The organism is Trinickia violacea (assembly GCF_005280735.1).
GTDB classification, from domain to species: Bacteria; Pseudomonadota; Gammaproteobacteria; order Burkholderiales; family Burkholderiaceae; genus Trinickia_A; species Trinickia_A violacea.
Genome location: NZ_CP040077.1, coordinates 3,999,685 through 4,015,794 on the forward strand (window position 1 = coordinate 3,999,685; position 16,110 = coordinate 4,015,794).

At 62.6% G+C, this 16,110-nt stretch carries 14 protein-coding genes and 1 tRNA gene; 12 read left to right on the forward strand and 3 right to left on the reverse strand.

The features are described 5' to 3' along the window. Positions 1-8 precede the first annotated feature (8 nt). From tolR to FAZ95_RS18295, 8 genes are all read left to right on the forward strand, one after another. Positions 9-458 carry a protein TolR gene (gene tolR / locus FAZ95_RS18260; protein ID WP_137333730.1) on the forward strand — a complete coding sequence of 150 codons (450 nt, stop codon included), beginning with the start codon at positions 9-11 and terminating at the stop codon, positions 456-458. Further along, positions 455-1,468: a cell envelope integrity protein TolA gene (gene tolA / locus FAZ95_RS18265; protein WP_137333731.1), complete on the forward strand. Its 1,014-nt coding sequence runs from the start codon at positions 455-457 to the stop codon at positions 1,466-1,468. The genes tolR and tolA overlap by 4 nt, the downstream gene beginning before the upstream one ends. Positions 1,469-1,584: 116 nt before the next feature. Further along, positions 1,585-2,877 carry a Tol-Pal system beta propeller repeat protein TolB gene (tolB, locus tag FAZ95_RS18270; protein ID WP_137333732.1) on the forward strand — a complete coding sequence of 431 codons (1,293 nt, stop codon included), beginning with the start codon at positions 1,585-1,587 and terminating at the stop codon, positions 2,875-2,877. Between the two features lie 20 nt (positions 2,878-2,897). Next, positions 2,898-3,401 (forward strand): peptidoglycan-associated lipoprotein Pal, encoded by a 504-nt coding sequence (gene pal / locus FAZ95_RS18275; protein WP_137333733.1) that lies wholly within the window; start codon positions 2,898-2,900, stop codon positions 3,399-3,401. Positions 3,402-3,416: 15 nt separating this feature from the next. After that, entirely contained in the window at positions 3,417-4,166 is a 750-nt protein-coding gene (gene ybgF, locus FAZ95_RS18280; RefSeq protein ID WP_137333734.1) for a tol-pal system protein YbgF, read from the forward strand. 162 nt (positions 4,167-4,328) lie between these two features. Then, a tRNA-Lys gene (locus FAZ95_RS18285) sits at positions 4,329-4,404 on the forward strand. A 205-nt stretch (positions 4,405-4,609) separates the two neighbouring features. Continuing rightward, complete coding sequence (locus tag FAZ95_RS18290; RefSeq protein WP_254699748.1) at positions 4,610-5,953, forward strand: sensor histidine kinase; 1,344 nt, start codon at positions 4,610-4,612, stop codon at positions 5,951-5,953. Positions 5,954-5,961: 8 nt separating this feature from the next. After that, positions 5,962-6,981, forward strand: coding sequence for a response regulator (locus FAZ95_RS18295; RefSeq protein ID WP_254699749.1), 1,020 nt, complete (start codon positions 5,962-5,964; stop codon positions 6,979-6,981). A gap of 27 nt (positions 6,982-7,008) precedes the next feature. Here FAZ95_RS18295 and cqsA read toward each other — a convergent pair whose 3' ends face one another. Continuing rightward, a complete protein-coding gene (gene cqsA, locus FAZ95_RS18300; RefSeq protein ID WP_217497412.1) occupies positions 7,009-8,286 on the reverse strand; it encodes an alpha-hydroxyketone-type quorum-sensing autoinducer synthase in 1,278 nt (425 codons plus the stop codon). A gap of 728 nt (positions 8,287-9,014) precedes the next feature. Between cqsA and FAZ95_RS18305 the strand changes: the two genes are divergently transcribed. Then, positions 9,015-9,329: a hypothetical protein gene (locus FAZ95_RS18305; RefSeq protein WP_137333737.1), complete on the forward strand. Its 315-nt coding sequence runs from the start codon at positions 9,015-9,017 to the stop codon at positions 9,327-9,329. Between the two features lie 61 nt (positions 9,330-9,390). Here FAZ95_RS18305 and FAZ95_RS18310 read toward each other — a convergent pair whose 3' ends face one another. Beyond that, positions 9,391-10,479 carry an aldose epimerase family protein gene (locus tag FAZ95_RS18310; protein WP_137333738.1) on the reverse strand — a complete coding sequence of 363 codons (1,089 nt, stop codon included), beginning with the start codon at positions 10,477-10,479 and terminating at the stop codon, positions 9,391-9,393. A gap of 35 nt (positions 10,480-10,514) precedes the next feature. After that, positions 10,515-11,735 (reverse strand): XylR family transcriptional regulator, encoded by a 1,221-nt coding sequence (locus FAZ95_RS18315; protein WP_254699750.1) that lies wholly within the window; start codon positions 11,733-11,735, stop codon positions 10,515-10,517. Between the two features lie 246 nt (positions 11,736-11,981). Here FAZ95_RS18315 and xylA point away from each other — a divergent pair, with 246 nt between their 5' ends. The 3 genes from xylA (at position 11,982) to xylF (ending at position 16,069) form a co-directional block, all read left to right on the forward strand. After that, positions 11,982-13,304, forward strand: a complete 1,323-nt coding sequence (xylA, locus tag FAZ95_RS18320) for a xylose isomerase (protein WP_137333739.1) — start codon at positions 11,982-11,984, stop codon at positions 13,302-13,304. An 85-nt stretch (positions 13,305-13,389) separates the two neighbouring features. Further along, positions 13,390-14,871: a xylulokinase gene (gene xylB, locus FAZ95_RS18325; protein WP_137333740.1), complete on the forward strand. Its 1,482-nt coding sequence runs from the start codon at positions 13,390-13,392 to the stop codon at positions 14,869-14,871. Positions 14,872-15,037: 166 nt separating this feature from the next. Beyond that, entirely contained in the window at positions 15,038-16,069 is a 1,032-nt protein-coding gene (gene xylF, locus FAZ95_RS18330; protein ID WP_137333741.1) for a D-xylose ABC transporter substrate-binding protein, read from the forward strand. The last annotated feature ends 41 nt before the right edge of the window (positions 16,070-16,110 follow it).

Sequence of the window (16,110 nt, forward strand, 5' to 3'; positions counted from 1 at the left end):
AGTACTCGATGGCCGGCTCCACCAACCGTTCCAGCATGCGCGGCGGCCGCTCGCGCCGTGCGATGTCCGACATCAACGTCGTGCCGTATATCGACGTCATGCTGGTGCTGCTCGTCATCTTCATGGTGACGGCCCCGCTCGTCGCGCCTTCCATTGTCAATCTGCCGACCGTCGGCGGCGCGGCGCCGCAGCAGCAAACGCCGCCTGTCGTGGTCAACATCCGCGCGGACGGCAAGATGAGCGTCAAATACAAGGACGACTCGGGCGCGACGCAGCAGGAAGACATGACCCGGGCCGATCTGAACAGCTTCGTCACGGATCGCGAGCAGTCGCACCCCGACCAGCCGGTCGTGATCGCGGCCGATAAAACCGTGCAGTACGAAACCGTCATGAACGTGATGTCGGACCTGAAGGCGCGGGGCGTCAAGCGCGTAGGCTTGCTGGTCAAATCGCAATGAACCGGAAGAAGTCCGTTTATCCGTTTCGACCGCCGAAAGAGCGGGGCACGTGGCGAGCGTTCGGGCTCGCTGCGCTGATGCATGTCCTGCTCGGGCTGTTCCTGTATCACGGCATCCATTGGCAGAACAGCACGCCGGCCGGCGCCGAGGCCGAGCTTTGGACCGATGTCCCGAATACGCCCGCGCCCACGCCGGTTGTGACGCCACCGGTGCAGGTCGCGCCTACCCCGCCCGTCAAGGACGAGGAAGCCGACATCGCGCTGCAAGAGAAAAAACGCAAGCAGCAGGAGGAAGCGGCAGCCAAGGCTGCGCTCCTCGCCGAGCAGCAGCGCCAGAAGCTCCAGGCCCAGCAGGAAGCGGAGGCCAAGCGCCAGCAGCAGCTCGCCGAACAGCAGGCGGCGCAGTTGGCCGCGCAGAAAGCGGCCGCGGAAAAGCTGAAGCAGCAACAGGCGCAGGCCGAGAAGCTCAAGCAGCAGCAACTGGCCGACCAGGAAAAGCTGAAACAGCAGCAGCTCGAGCAGCAGAAGGCCCAGCAGCAAGCACAGCTCGAAGCGCAGCAGAAGGCTGACGCGGAAAAGGCCGCGAAGGCGAAGCAGCTGGCTCAGCAGCAAGCGGCCAAAAAACAGCTCGATCAGGAACGGCGAGCGCGCCTCGCGCAAATGCAAGGCATGGCCGGCGGCGAAAGTTCGACCGGCAACGGCCTGGCCAAGAGCGGCACCGGCAGCGGCGCGGGCGGTACGGCGACATCGCCGGGCTACGCGGAGAAGGTACAGCGCCGGGTGCGTCCGAACATCGTGTGGGCAGGTGACACACAAGGTCTGGAAACTGTGATTTCGGTACGCTGCGCGCCGACCGGCACGCTGCTGTCCGCGACGGTCCAGCGCTCCAGCGGCAACCCGCAGTGGGACGACGCGGCGTTGCGCGCCGTCCAGCGCTCGGACCCGATGCCGCTCGACACCGACGGCCGCGCGCCTGCAACGTTCTTGATCACGATGCGTCCGGCGGCCTGACCCGAGTCCCCTGCCCCGCTCCGGCAGGGGTCGTACGGGAACGAATCGACGGTTTGCCGGTCTCTTTGCTGTTATGCAGTGGTTGTTACATATCGTTATTCGGGAATATTTAAAGCATGAGTTTGATGACGAAGCTAGGCCTGAGAACACTCGTGGCGTCGTGCCTGATTACGGCGGGCGCCGCCGCCCATGCCCAACTCAACGTCCTCGTGACGGGCGTCGGTTCTACCCAGTTTCCGATTGCTACGGCGAATTTCGCCAACGAAGTGAATTCCCCTCAGCAGATCAGCACGATCGTGCGCCAGGATCTGGCCCGCAGCGGCAAGTTCACGAATATCGACGCCGGCAGCGCGCCGGTATCTGAAACCGATTCCGTCGACCTCGGTGCCTGGAAGGCCAAGGGTGCGGATGCGTTCGTCTCGGGCAGCGTCACGCGCCTTGCGAACGGCCAATACGAAGTGCGCTTCAAGCTCTACGACACGGTCAAGCAGCAAAGCCTCGGCGGCCTGTCGCTCGTGAGCCCGGAAAGCGGGCTGCGGATGAGCGCGCACAAGATCGCCGACTACATCTATCAGCAGCTGCTCGGTTCGCGCGGCGTATTCGCGACGCGCCTGTCGTACGTGATCAAGAGCGGCAACAAGTATCTGCTGCAGATTTCCGACTCCGACGGCCAGAACGCACAATCCGCGCTGACGAGCCCGGAGCCGATCATCTCGCCCGCCTGGTCGCCCGACGGTACGAAAGTCGCGTATGTGTCGTTCGAAAAGAAAAAGCCGATCGTCTACATTCACGATCTGCCGACCGGCCGCCGCGTGATCGTCTCCGACCAGAAGGGCAACAACAGCGCGCCGGCCTGGTCGCCTGACGGCCGCACGGTGGCGGTCGCCCTCTCGAAGACCGGCAATACGCAGATTTTTGCCGTCAACGCCGACGGAACCGGCTTGCGTCGCCTCACGCAAGGCAGCTCCATCGACACCGAACCTTGTTACTCTCCCGATGGGCAGTGGATTTACTTCACCAGCGACCGCGGCGGCCAGCCTCAGATCTACAAGATGCCGGCCCAGGGCGAAAGCGCCGGCGCCGCGCAGCGCGTGACGTTCAACGGCAACTACAATACGAGCCCGCGCATCAGCCCCGACGGCAAGACGCTTGCCTACATCTCCCGTGTGGGCGGCGCCTTCAAGCTGTACGTTCAGGATCTATCGAGCGGCGTGGCCACGGCGCTCACCGACACGACACATGACGAATCGCCGAGCTTCGCGGCGAATGGTCAGTACATTCTTTACGCCACTCAGGTGAACGGCCGTGGCGTGTTGGCCGCTGTATCGACCGATGGTCGGACGCGGCAGGTCCTGTCCGTTCAGGGCGGCATCGTGCGCGAGCCGTCCTGGGGCCCGTTTATGCAATGACACACAAGGAGAGTCAAAAAATGATGTCCAAATTTCGTATGGCGTTTGCCGTGTTGCTGGTTGGTGCTTTGGCTGCTTGCAGCTCTGGCGTGAAGAAGACCGAGAACGCGAATCAAGGCGCGGTCAGCACCCAGCCCAACCCGAATGCGGTGGCGCCGGTGGTGGTCGACGAGCTGAACAACCCGAACAGCCCGCTCGCCAAGCGCAGCGTGTACTTCGACTTCGACAGCTATTCGGTCAAGGACGAGTACCAGTCGCTGCTGCAAGTCCACGCGAACTACCTGAAGAGCCATCCGGAACGTCACGTCCTGATCCAAGGCAACACCGACGAGCGCGGCACGAGCGAGTACAACCTGGCACTGGGCCAGAAGCGTGCTGAAGCCGTCCGTCGCGCCCTGTCGCTGCTCGGCGTGCCGGATTCGCAAATGGAAGCCGTGAGCCTCGGTAAAGAAAAGCCGCTGGCAACCGGTCATGACGAAGCGTCGTGGGCACAAAACCGCCGCGCCGACCTCGTCTATCAATAACGGATGATTAGGCGTATGACGTACCGTTTCTCCTGGCTGCGGATTGCCGCAGCCGCCTGTGTGGCCGGGTCGGCGCTCGTTGCGGCGCCAGCGCACGCCGGCCTGTTCGACGACGATCAGGCGCGCCAGGCGATCCTCGATCTGCGCACCAAGACAGACAGTCTCACTAGCCAGCTCGCGGCCGCCCAGCGCACGATCCTCGATCAGTCCAACCGGCTCGACCAGCTCAACCAGCAGGTCGCCACGCTGCGCGGACAGAACGAGGACCTGACGAACCAGGTCGCCACCCTGCAGAAGCAGCAAAAGGACTACTACACCGACCTCGATACGCGGCTCAAGAAGTTCGAGCCGCAGCAGCAGACGGTGGATGGCGTCCAGGGCACGGTGCAGCCGGGTGAGACGGAGGCGTTCAACGCCGCGTCGCAGCAGTTCCGCAACGGCGATTTCAAGAACGCGGCGGCTTCGTTCCGCGATTTCATCCAGAAGTATCCGCAGAGCCCTTATCAGCCGACCGCGCAGTACTGGCTCGGCAACGCGCTATATGCACTGCGCGACTACAAGGGCTCGACGGCCACCTGGCAGGGCGTCGTGAAGAACTATCCGCAGCATCCGCGCGCACCGGAAGCGCTGCTGGCGATTGCGAACAATCAACTGGAACAAGGTCAGAAGGCAGCTGCCCGCAAGACCTTGCAGCAGATCGTCGACCAATACGGCTCGTCGGAAGTTGCACAGACGGCACAAAACAAGCTCTCGCAGATCAAATAGACGGAGCCGTCACGCGCATGTGGATCCAGTAGCACAAGGCGCGCCTCTCGCTGGAAAGCCCGGAGCATTGACGCTCCGGGCTTTCTTTTTTTTGGCGGGCGAAACTCGCGCCGACAAGCCGTTGACAGACGCAACAATCCGTCGCTATAATTTTCCCTCTTTGGGTCGTTAGCTCAGCTGGTAGAGCAGCGGACTTTTAATCCGTTGGTCACAGGTTCGAATCCCGTACGGCCTACCAAAGACATCAAAGGGTTACATGCAAGCTTGCATGTAACCCTTTTTCGTTTCCGGCGACGTGTCAATCACGCTCGCTCGTCGTCTTGCTTGCTCGCAGGCAGCAGGCCGATTCTCGTCATCGACGGTCACGGCATTCCGGCGCTCGCGGCACCTCCCCCTCATCCCTTCGTGCACAATATCCCGGCCGCCGCTTAAACCGAAAACACATGAATTCGTCGAAAGGGATTTTGCGAAAACTGGGCCTACGCGATTCGATCCAGCGCTTCGTCCGTCGCGCATTCGCACCTGCGCTGCGAAACATGCAATATGCCGAGAAGCGTTTGCGCCCGTTCGCCATTCTGGCGATCGTCGGCTTTCCGCTTTACTACTATGTCTGGCATAACGTTTTTCCGCAGCACTACGAGAACTTGACGCTGCGGCTCGTCGGGTCCGTGCTCTTCGTTCCGATCTTGCTCCACCGCCATTGGCCGGCTGCGGCAAGACGCTATCTTCCCCACTATTGGTACGCCGTCGTTTTGTACGCGCTGCCTTTCTTTTTCACCTTCATGCTGCTGAAGAACGACGGCTCCGAAGTGTGGGTGGAGAGCGCTTTGATTGCGGCCTTCGTGATGGTGCTGCTGCTCGATTGGCTCATGCTCGTTCTCAGCTTCATGGCGGGCGTCGGTATCGCCGTGCTCGCCTATTGCTTGACCGCCGACCCCGTCAATCTCGGATCGCCCTACCTCGCGCATCTCGCCATTTTTTCGTTCGCGATCGCCATCGGCGCAATCGCAAACTACGACACAGCACGAATCCAGGTCGAGCAGGAGCGGGCCATGCTGGCCACGGCGGGCAGCGTCGCGCATGAGTTGCGCACGCCGATGCTTGCGATCCGCGCGGGCGCAGCGGGACTGAGCCGCTTCCTCCCTGTGCTGCTGGACAGCTACGATCTCGCGAAGCGCAGCGGTCTCGACGTTCCTAAAATCCGTCTTGCGCATCTGTACTCCATGCACGGCGCTCTCGAGCGCATCGAGCACGAAGCGTTGCTTTCGAATTCGGTGATCGACATGCTGCTGGTGAACGCACGCTTCACGGGCGGATATACCCAGCATCCCGAACAATGCTCGATGGCACACTGTGTCAACGTGGCGCTTCAGCGGTACCCGTTCAGAGAACTCGAGCGAAGCCGCATTCAATGCGATCTCGCCGACGACTTCCCGTTTCAGGGTTCCGACACGCTGATGGTCCACGTCCTGTTCAACTTGATCAAGAATGCGCTGCGTTTCATGCGCAGCATCGACGACGCGCAGATTTCGATTCGCCTCGCGCGCTCCGGCAAAGCCAACCGCTTGTTCTTCCGGGACAACGGCGCCGGCATCGAACCTGACGCCCTTCCCCATATCTTCACTCGCTTCTATACTTCCTCGGCGATCACTGACGATATCTCGCTCGGTGCCGGAATCGGGCTGGCGTTTTGCCGCGACGTCTTGCGCGAGATGGGCGGTACGATCGAATGCACATCAACGAAGAACTCGCACACCGAGTTCGTATTGACTTTCCCGTTGCCATGACAAGCGCCATGATCCAGCCGTTCTCGTTTCCCACGACCGTAGGCTTCGTCGACGACAGCGCAGCCTTTCTGGCCAATCTGAGCCTGCAGCTCGACTCTCAGCTCGCGTTCCGCTTCTTCAGCTCCGCCGAACGCGCGCTCAGCACGATCAATCAGGAAGAGAGCCACGCATCGATGACTGAACGCTTCTTCTGCCGCTATCGCGACCGCGGAGAGGAAAGCGATGCCCAGGAAGTCATCGCGATGAGTCTCGACGTCATTTGGCGACAGGTCCACAACGAACGGCGCTTCGAACACACGTCGGTCGTCGTCGTCGACTACGACATGCCAGGACTGAACGGTCTGGAAATGTGCCGGCGCATTGCGAACCCGGCGATCAAAAAAATCGTTCTGACGGGGAAGGCGGACGAACACCTCGCGGTACAGGGCTTCAACGAAGGCATCATCGACCGCTTCATCCGCAAGCAGGATGTAGGCGCCATACCGGCACTCAATCAGGCGATCGGTGAAATGCAGCAGGCGTACTTCAAGCAGACTCAGCACAGTGTCGTCGATACGCTCACGCTTTCCACATTCCAGTTCCTTGCCGATCCGGCGTTCGCAGCAAAAGCCTCTGAGATCTTTCGTACGCTCGGCATCGTCGAGCACTATCTGTGGTCTCGTCCAGGTGGCCTGCTCATGCTCGACAGCGCGGGCACACCCTATTTGCTGCTCGTCTTCTCTGAGGAAGCGCTGCGCGCCACGCGCGAGATCGCTGTCTTGCAAGACGCGCCCGCTGACTTTCTCGCCGAGTTCGACAGCCACGGCAGCGTCCCTTATTTCTGGGATTCGGAGGGCTACTACCCGTCCGGGTGCTTGTCGTGGCAGCGTTACATGCATCCGGCAACGGCAATACACGGCAAGGACACCTATCTTTACTCGGTCATCAAGAACCCGCCTGGTCTAGAGCTCGATCCCATCGTCTCCTATGACGACTATCTGGAGCGTCTCGACCAGGACTTGCACGCGACGTGGGGTTCACGACCGTGAACCCCACGGTGACCGGAAGCTACCCGGTCACGCCGCCCGCTTCACGACACTCAGGTCATCGGCCGCCTGCGGATCGCGCTGCATTCGCCGTGTCGACGGCCAGTTTCCGAGATCGACTCGCTCGCGAATCGCACCGCAAACATCGGCGATTCTCTCGATCTGGATGTCAGTTAGCGACGCGTTGATGGACAAGCGAATCAACGCACGGTTCTTAGCCGTAGCCGGCGCACAAAAGACCGAACCGAAGATACCGTGCGATTCAAGCGCATCGCGCAACTCGATCGTGCGTTGTTCCGTTCCCGATTCCAGCGCGATGATCTGGCTGCCGCTGCCGTTCAAGTTGTAGCCCAGACTGCTCAACCGGGTACGAAGGAATTGCGCATTCGCGGCGACCCGCGTGCGACGCCAGCCCTCCTTTTCGATCACACGAACGGTGGTATCGAGCGCCGCCACTTCATACGGCAGCAGAGTCGAACTGAAGATCGCCGGCAGCGACTCGAACTTGAAATACTCCTGAAATCGCCTGGAGCAACTGATCAAACCGGCACGACCCGCAAATGCTTTCGCGAGACTCGCCGTCCGGAAGTGCACCCGATCGGTCAATCCCAGCTCGACAACCAGCCCCGCGCCTCCCGGGCCATGCGTGCCCAAAGAGTGAGACTCGTCGACGACCAGCACGCAACCCGTAGCTGTTCCGATGTCCACCACCTCTGTCAGCGGACATAGGCTGCCGTTGGTGCTGTAGATGGAATCCACGACGATGACGCCTGGCCCATGACGGCGAATCTGCCGCTCGAGATGGTCGACGTCGTTATGGGAAAAAGCGATCGCCTTCGCGCCGGCGCTGCGAATCCCCTCCCAAAGCGACATATGCGCCATCATGTCCGCGTACACGGGCGTTTCCGGAGAGGCGATCGATTGAATCAGGCCCGTATTGGCCGCATATCCGGACTGACACAGCACGCTCGCTTCCGAGTGCATGAAGCGCGCGAAACGCTCTTCGAGTTCGAGCTGCGGGCACTCGCCATGCAGAAAGATGCCGGACATCAGCATGCCGTTTCCTTCCGAGCGAATGCTCGTGCCCATCGCTTCCAGAATCTCCGGATGCCGCGCAATCGAGAGGTAATCGTTACTCGACAAATGCAGCGCGTCCGGTCCGGGAGATCGCCCTTTCATGATGTGTCCGCCGTTCCAAGTTTCCTGGACGCGCTCGCGATAATAGCGGTCGACGCGCGCGGCCAGAAAATCCGGCAAATGGGCGTCAGGCATCTTCCAATCGGTTTTCCGATCGATGGTTTCGTACATTATTGGCTCCTTATGAATTGCTGCGACTCCCCGCAGCATTTCGATAATGAGCTACGCGTTTGGCATGAGCGAAATTATGGTTTTGCCTTTATCGGTAAGGACTTCGCAAAGACGATCAATCTCGCCGTAAGGCACGGCGAAAAGTCGGGCAACCGCGCCGCGATGCCACTCCGCGTTTGTTTACAAGCGGCCGAAGGCGAAATTCGAAATCCGCCAAAATCGGACAAAATCGATTACATCGTGGCGTTTAATGGCTATAAATCGGGCATATTACGAATCTTAAAAATCGCCGGATTATCGGGTCAGCAATTGAAACAGCCGTTCCGACAACCGTTTAATAGAGACACGCGAATCAAGCATCACGTCTGTGATCCTGCGGGTGTTCGTATCCGAGATGGTCCCGGGGTTCGATCTGTATGCGCTGGTGATCGAGGACGTGACGTCTTGATCGAAGCGGCTCGACGCGTCTGGACTCGAGCCCGGCCTGCTGCCCCTTGCAACACGGAAGAGGACTCCGCCCCCATTAATCCGCCCCTGCCAGCCACGCATTTGAAATGCCTTTGCAAGCTAACAAATGCTTGCATTGTGCGTCGCACCATACATGCCGTTTTCCGCTAATATGGGAGACAGGACTTCAATCCTCCAGATCGCAACGGGCACCTCAAGAGGCATGTTCATGGGATCTGCTGCCCGCGCGCCAAACGGCGCCCAGACAAGGAGAGATCCCAATGTTCGACGCCGAAATCGCAGCCACACTTCTCAACCGTTGGATAGGCCAATCATCGACCACCGACCTCGAGACCTACCTTGATTTGTTGCGCGAGGGCAACCTCGAATTCTTTCGCCAATCGGGCCGCGTAGTCGAAGCGGTCGATGGCGGCACGTTCCATGTCGAGTCGCTGGTGTTCGTCGACGGCTCGCGCACGTTGCGCGTCAAAGCGCCCGATCTCGCGCCGCATTGGACGCGCTGGACGGCCGTCGAGCCGCCCCAAGCGTTCAACCCGGACGCCGTGGAGTCACGCTTGCCGTTCACATCGTGCTGAGCACGTCCCGCCCCACGCACCGTCAACCGTGTGACGGCGCTTCACACCCGCGCGTCGGCGCTCAGGCACCGCGCCGCACATCCACGCGATAGCGGGTCACCTGCCGGTATCGCGTACCGGGACGCACGATCACGCGCTCCTGATCGTCCATATTGACTTCGTTCGGAAACGCGCCCGCTTCGAGACACATCCCGGCGTGACGCTGGTATTTCACGCCGTTGCGGCCGACGACTCCCTCTAGATAGTTCCCCGTGTAGAACTGCAGGCCGCGCTGATCGGTGAAAACCGTCAGTTGCCGTCCGCTTGCCGGATCGTAGGCGCAGGCCACCTGCCTGACGTTCGGCTGCGGGGAAGCCTCATCTGCCGCAGCCGTCGTTGAGTTCAGCACGTAGCAGTGGTCGAAGCCCCTTGCCTGCACGAGCTGAGCGTGAGGCCAGTCGAGCCGTGCGCCGATCGGCGCGCTTTGGCGGAAATCGAACGCGTTGCCCGCGACTTCCGCAAGCCGGGTCGGAATCAGCGACGCATCGACTTCGAGAAACGCGTCAGCATCGATCTCCATCATGTGGCCGCGAATGTCGGTACCCGCTTCGCCCATCAGGTTGAAGTACGCGTGGTTCGTGAGGTTGATCGGCGTCGGCGCGTCGGCGAGCGCTTCATAGTCGATCGACAGCGTGCCGTCGTCATCGAGCGTGTAGCGCACTTGCACCGAAACATTGCCTGGAAAACCCGCGTCGCCCTCGGGTGAATCGAGCGTCAACACCAGCGCACCGTTCTCTTCGGCCGCGTTCCAGATCGCGCGATGAAAGCCGCTCGCGCCGCCGTGCAGCAGGTTCGCACCCTCGTTCCGATCGAGCGTGTACTCGATGCCGTCGAGCACGAAGCGAGCCTCCTCGATGCGGTTCGCCCAGCGGCCCACTATCGCGCCCATGTACGCCGTCGCCGCGAGGTATTCGGCGGGCGTGTCGTGGCCGAGCAGAATGTCGCCGAGACGGCCGGCGCGATCCGGCGCGTGCCACGAGACGAGCGTCGCGCCCAGGTCGCTGATCGCGACCTTCATCCCTTGCGCGTTGCGCAACGTGAAAAGGCGGACCGCGTCGCCGCCCGGCAACGTGCCCCAGGGTTCGCAAGACAGTCGTGCGGTAGTGATCATGTCGTCCAAAAGCAAAAAAGATGGGGAAGCGGCGGTCATTGCCGAGACGTCGAGGGGCTCACGCGCTCCTGATACTCGCGCGGCGTGCAGCCGAGTTCCCGCTTGAACACCGCGTACATGTATTGCAGCGATGTGAAGCCGCAGCGGATCGCAACCTCCGCGCTCGCCGCGTCGCGCTTCGCGAGCAGCGCCTTCGCCGCATCGAGCTTATGGCGCAGTATCTCCTGATGCACGGTGCACTGCAGTTCGCGCCGGAAATACTCTTCGAGCGACGAACGGGACACGCCGACATAATCGGCGACCTGCTCGGTCTTGATCCCCTGGCACGCGTACTGGCGGATGAAGTGGCGCGCGCGCATCACATACGGGCTCGCGAGCGGCTCGTGCTTGGTCGACTCGAGCACGTTGATGCCGACCGGCGGCACGAGAATGCGCCGCCCCGGAAAGCGCGCCCCGCGCAACATCTGATGCAGCAAGTGCGCCGCCGTGCGCCCCATCTCCTCGGTTCCCTGAATCACCGACGACAGCGGGATGCGCGTCAGCGTACGCGTGAGCGGGTCGTTGTCGATGCCGATGATCGCCACCTGCTCCGGCACCGGCGTGCCCGAGGTCAGGCACGCCTGCAGCAGCTGCCGCGCACGGGCGTCGGTGACCGCGATGATGCCGACGGGCTTCGGCAGCGTTGCGAGCCACGCGGTGAGTTTCTCGATCGCTTCGTTCCAGGCGGGCGCGCTCGTCGGCAGGCCCCGGTAGATTTCGGCTTCATGGCCATCCGCGGCGCGCAGGCGCGTGAACGCGAGTTCGCGCTGCTGCGCCCAGCGATTTTCCGGCGCTTCGGGCAGGCTGTAGAGCGCAAAGTGTTCCAAGCCCGCGCCGATGAGGTGCGTATAGGCGAGCGAGACGAGCTTCGCGTTGTCGGTGGCGATGTAAGGCAGATCCGGCGGATAGTCGGCCAGGTCCTCATACGACGAGCCCACTGCGACCACCGGCAGCGGACAATCGGAAAGCGCTTCGCAGACGGCCGGATCGTCGAAGTCGGCAATGATGCCGTCGCCGGCGAAGCGTTCGATGCCGGCCAGGCGGCAGCGGAAATCCTCTTCGAGAAACAGGTCCCAGGCGACGCGCGTCGACAGCAGATAGTTGCCGATGCCGGTAATGATTTCGCGGTCGTACACCTTGTTCGCGTTGAACAAGAGCGCGATTCGATGCGGCGTGAACGGCATGGCTGGCGTAGGCGGCATAGGGGCGCGGGTCATCGCAACGGTGGGCACGCGGCCGACGAACCAGCCGCGCGTTTCTTAAGCGTCCGATTATTTTAGGCCGCGAATCCACCCGACGTGTCTATGCTTTCACGCAGGCGGTGAGAAACATCACGACCACTGCGCAATTTCGCAATTGCCGGTGTCCGCCCTGCGCTGGCAGCATGGCTTCACCTTGCGGACCTGTGCACAAGAAGCTGCGCGGGTTGCGTCGCAGCATAAATCACGAAATTGGAGACAACCATGTCCTACTTCGAACACATCCCGGCGATCCGCTACGAGGGTCCGCAATCGGACAACGCGCTTGCGTTCCGTCACTACGACAAGACCCGGCGCGTGCTCGGCAAGACGCTCGAAGACCATCTGCGCATCGCCGTCTGCTATTGGCACACGTTCTGCTGGCCGGGCAGCGACATCTTCGGACAAGGCACGTTCCACCGTCCGTGGCATCAGCCCGGCGACGCGATGGAGCGCGCGCACATGAAAGCCGACGCCGCATTCGAATTCTTCTCGAAGCTCGGCACGCCCTACTACACGTTCCACGACACCGACGTCGCGCCGGAAGGCACGAGCCTCAAGCACTACAGCGAGAACTTCGCGCGCATGACCGACTATCTCGCGAAGAAGCAGCAGGATACGGGCGTCAAGCTTCTGTGGGGCACGGCGAACCTGTTCTCGAATCCGCGCTATGCGGCCGGCGCCGCGACCAATCCGAATCCTGAAGTGTTCGCTTACGCGGCAACGCAGGTGCGCCACGCGCTCGACGCGACGCAGCGGCTCGGCGGCGAAAACTATGTGCTGTGGGGCGGCCGCGAAGGCTACGAGACGCTGCTCAACACCGACCTCTCCCGCGAACGCGAGCAGCTCGCGCGCTTTTTGCACATGGTGGCCGAGCACAAGCACAAGATCGGCTTCAACGGCACGCTCTTGATCGAACCGAAGCCGCAGGAACCGACCAAGCATCAATACGACTACGACGTCGCGACCGTGCACGGCTTTCTCACCCAATACGGCCTGCAGAACGAGTTCCGCGTCAACATCGAAGCGAATCACGCGACGCTCGCCGGGCACTCGTTCCATCACGAGATCGCGACGGCATTCGCGCTCGGCATCTTCGGCAGCGTCGATGCGAACCGCGGCGACCCGCAAAACGGCTGGGATACCGATCAGTTCCCGAACAGCGTCGAGGAATTGACGCTCGCGTTCTACGAAATCCTGCGTCACGGCGGCTTCACGACCGGCGGCATGAACTTCGATGCGAAGGTGCGGCGGCAGAGCATCGATCCCGAAGATCTGTTCTACGGGCACGTCGGCGCGATCGACAACCTCGCGCTCGCGCTCGAGCGCGCCGCCGCGCTCGTCGAGAACGACCGGCTCGAGCAGTTCAAGCAGCAGCGCTATTCGGGCTGGGATTCGGAGTTCGGTCGCAAGATTCTGTCGGCCGGCTACACGCTCGAGACACTCGCCGCCGACGCCGCCGCGCGCGGCCTGAATCCGCAGCATGTCAGCGGCCAGCAGGAACGGCTCGAAAACGTCGTGAATCAGACGATCTACGGCGCGCGCTAAAAAACCGCGTTCGGCGGCGCGCGCGCCAAACCGCGCCGCCGTTGACCGCAGAAAACGCGAACACGCGAACCATAGGACGCAAGACATGTTCATCGGTATCGACCTCGGCACGTCGGGCGTGAAAGCCGTGCTGCTCGATCGCAGCGGCCGCGTGCGCGGCAGCGCTTCGCGCGCGCTGTCGGTGAGCCGGCCGCAGCCGCGCTGGTCCGAGCAGGCGCCCGAAGACTGGTGGATGGCAGCCACGGGCGCGCTCGCCGCGTTGCTCGCCGAGGCCCGCAAGGAAGACATCGCCGCCACGCAGATCGAAGCGATCGGGCTCACCGGCCAGATGCACGGGGCGACGCTCCTCGATGCGAAAGGCGACGTATTGCGCGCCGCCATTCTCTGGAACGACGGACGTTGCGATCTCGAATGCCGCGAGCTCGAAAGCGCCGCGCCGCAATTACGCGAGGTGGCCGGCAATCTCGCGATGCCGGGGTTCACCGCGCCGAAGTTGCTGTGGATCCGCAAGCACGAGCCGGAGATCTTCGCGCGCGTCGCTCAGGTGCTATTGCCGAAGGACTACCTGCGCTACCGATTGACCGGCGGCTTCGCGACCGACCCATCGGATGCGGCCGGCACGCTCTGGCTCGATGTCGCCAAGCGCGACTACAGCGACGCGCTGCTCGCGGCGTGCGGATTGTCGCGCGAGCAAATGCCGGCGGTCTTCGAAGGCAATCGCGTAACCGGCACGCTCAAGCCGGAACTCGCGCGCGAATGGGGATTGCGCGAGATACCGGTCGTCGCGGGCGGCGGCGACAACGCGGCGGGCGCGGTCGGCGTCGGCATCGTGCGCCCGAAGCAGGCCATGCTGTCGCTCGGCACCTCCGGCGTCTATTTCGCGGTCTCGGATGGCTTCCTCGCGAACCCGGCGTCCGCCGTGCACAGCTTCTGCCATGCGTTGCCAGAGACGTGGCATCTGATGTCGGTGATGCTCAACGCGGCGGGCTGCATCGACTTCACGGCGCAGCTCACCGGTTACGCGGATGTCCCGGCGCTGCTCGCCGACGCCGAAGCTCACTCGGCCCGCACTGATCGCCCGTGGTTCCTGCCGTATCTCTCGGGCGAGCGCACGCCGCACAACAACGTGAACGCGAAGGGCGTCTTCCACGGCCTCGCACCCGATACGATCCGTCCCGATCTCGCGAATGCGACGCTCGAAGGCGTCGGCTTCGCGCTCGCCGACGGCATGGATGCGCTGCACGCGGCCGGCCTCGTGCCCGACGATATCTCGCTGATCGGCGGCGGCTCCCGCAGCGCGTACTGGACTCAGATGCTCGCCGACATCTTCGGCCGGCCGCTGACGCTGCGCGCGGGCGGCGAAGTCGGTCCCGCGCTGGGCGCGGCAAGGCTTGCGCATCTCGCGCTCGAGCCCGCGGCCCCGCTCGATGCGATCTGCCCGACGCCCGAGATCGTCGCCGTGCGCGAGCCCGACAACGCACGCCATGCGTGGTATCGCGACGCGCGGCGCCCGACGTTCCAGGCGCTGTATCGCGCGCTCGAACCGGTGTTCGCCGCAAGCGCCTAGACGCGGCAATCTGCCGGAAAAAAATAACGACACAGCGGCCATCAGATCCGCGCCGTATATCAGTAGTCCTTTGCAGTCTGCTTATATTTTTTGCGTGGAGGCCGGCATGTCTCGCCATGCCGACTTTCGCCAATCCGGCTGTCCAACCATACAAGAGGAGTGAGACATGAAGACATTCACAACGCGCCGTTCGATCCTGAGTTCGCTCGTCTGCGGGGCGATGCTCGCCACGCTGTCGCTTGCCGCGCCGCTCGCGCATGCGAGCAAGGATCACCCTGAAATCGGCTTCTGCATCGACGACCTGCGCGTCGAACGCTGGTCGCGCGACCGCGACTACTTCGTCGCCGCGGCGGAAAAACTCGGCGCGAAGGTCTCCGTGCAATCGGCGGACGCCAGCGAGGCGCGCCAGATTTCGCAGATCGAGAACCTGATTTCGCGCGGCGTCGACGTGATCGTCATCGTGCCGTTCAACTCGAAGACGCTCGGCAACGTCATCGCCGAAGCGAAGAAGGCCGGCATCAAGGTGATTTCCTACGACCGCCTGATTCTCGATGCCGACGTCGACGCCTATATCTCGTTCGACAACAAGAAGGTCGGCGAGCTGCAAGCGCAAGGCGTCTATAACGCGCAGCCGAAGGGCAACTACTTCCTGCTCGGCGGCGCGCCGACCGACAACAACGCGAAGATGCTGCGCGAAGGCCAGATGGAAGTGCTCAAGCCCGCGATCGACCGCGGCGACATCAAGATCGTCGGTCAGCAGTGGGTGCCGGAATGGAGTGCATCGACCGCGCTGCGCATCGTCGAAGACGCGCTGACGGCGAACAACAACAAGATCGACGCGATCGTCGCCTCGAACGACGGCACCGCCGGCGGCGCGATCCAGGCGCTCGCCGCGCAACACCTGGCGGGCAAGGTGCCGGTGTCGGGCCAGGACGCGGACCTCGCCGCCGTGAAGCGCGTGGTGGCCGGCACGCAGACGATGACCGTCTACAAGCCGCTCAAGCTGATCGCGGGCGAAGCCGCGAACCTCGCCGTGCAACTCGCGAAGGGCGAGAAGCCCGCCTACAACGCGCAGTACGACAACGGCAAGAAGAAGGTCGACACGGTGCTCCTGCAGCCGACGCTCTTGACGAAGAGCAACGTCGACATCGTCGTCAAGGATGGCTTCTATACGCAGGCGCAGCTCGCGAGCCAATAAGCGACTCCGCGCGGCGAGGTTCTTCGCGCGCAACGCAGCAC

Bases quoted from the DNA above. Each gene is read 5' to 3' on its own strand.
- tolR (WP_137333730.1), top strand. From the start codon at position 9: ATGGCCGGCTCCACCAACCGTTCCAGCATGCGCGGCGGCCGCTCGCGC.
- tolA (WP_137333731.1), top strand. From the start codon at position 455: ATGAACCGGAAGAAGTCCGTTTATCCGTTTCGACCGCCGAAAGAGCGG.
- tolB (WP_137333732.1), top strand. From the start codon at position 1,585: ATGAGTTTGATGACGAAGCTAGGCCTGAGAACACTCGTGGCGTCGTGC.
- pal (WP_137333733.1), top strand. From the start codon at position 2,898: ATGATGTCCAAATTTCGTATGGCGTTTGCCGTGTTGCTGGTTGGTGCT.
- ybgF (WP_137333734.1), top strand. From the start codon at position 3,417: ATGACGTACCGTTTCTCCTGGCTGCGGATTGCCGCAGCCGCCTGTGTG.
- FAZ95_RS18290 (WP_254699748.1), top strand. From the start codon at position 4,610: ATGAATTCGTCGAAAGGGATTTTGCGAAAACTGGGCCTACGCGATTCG.
- FAZ95_RS18295 (WP_254699749.1), top strand. From the start codon at position 5,962: ATGATCCAGCCGTTCTCGTTTCCCACGACCGTAGGCTTCGTCGACGAC.
- cqsA (WP_217497412.1), bottom strand. From the start codon at position 8,286: ATGTACGAAACCATCGATCGGAAAACCGATTGGAAGATGCCTGACGCC.
- FAZ95_RS18305 (WP_137333737.1), top strand. From the start codon at position 9,015: ATGTTCGACGCCGAAATCGCAGCCACACTTCTCAACCGTTGGATAGGC.
- FAZ95_RS18310 (WP_137333738.1), bottom strand. From the start codon at position 10,479: ATGATCACTACCGCACGACTGTCTTGCGAACCCTGGGGCACGTTGCCG.
- FAZ95_RS18315 (WP_254699750.1), bottom strand. From the start codon at position 11,735: ATGACCCGCGCCCCTATGCCGCCTACGCCAGCCATGCCGTTCACGCCG.
- xylA (WP_137333739.1), top strand. From the start codon at position 11,982: ATGTCCTACTTCGAACACATCCCGGCGATCCGCTACGAGGGTCCGCAA.
- xylB (WP_137333740.1), top strand. From the start codon at position 13,390: ATGTTCATCGGTATCGACCTCGGCACGTCGGGCGTGAAAGCCGTGCTG.
- xylF (WP_137333741.1), top strand. From the start codon at position 15,038: ATGAAGACATTCACAACGCGCCGTTCGATCCTGAGTTCGCTCGTCTGC.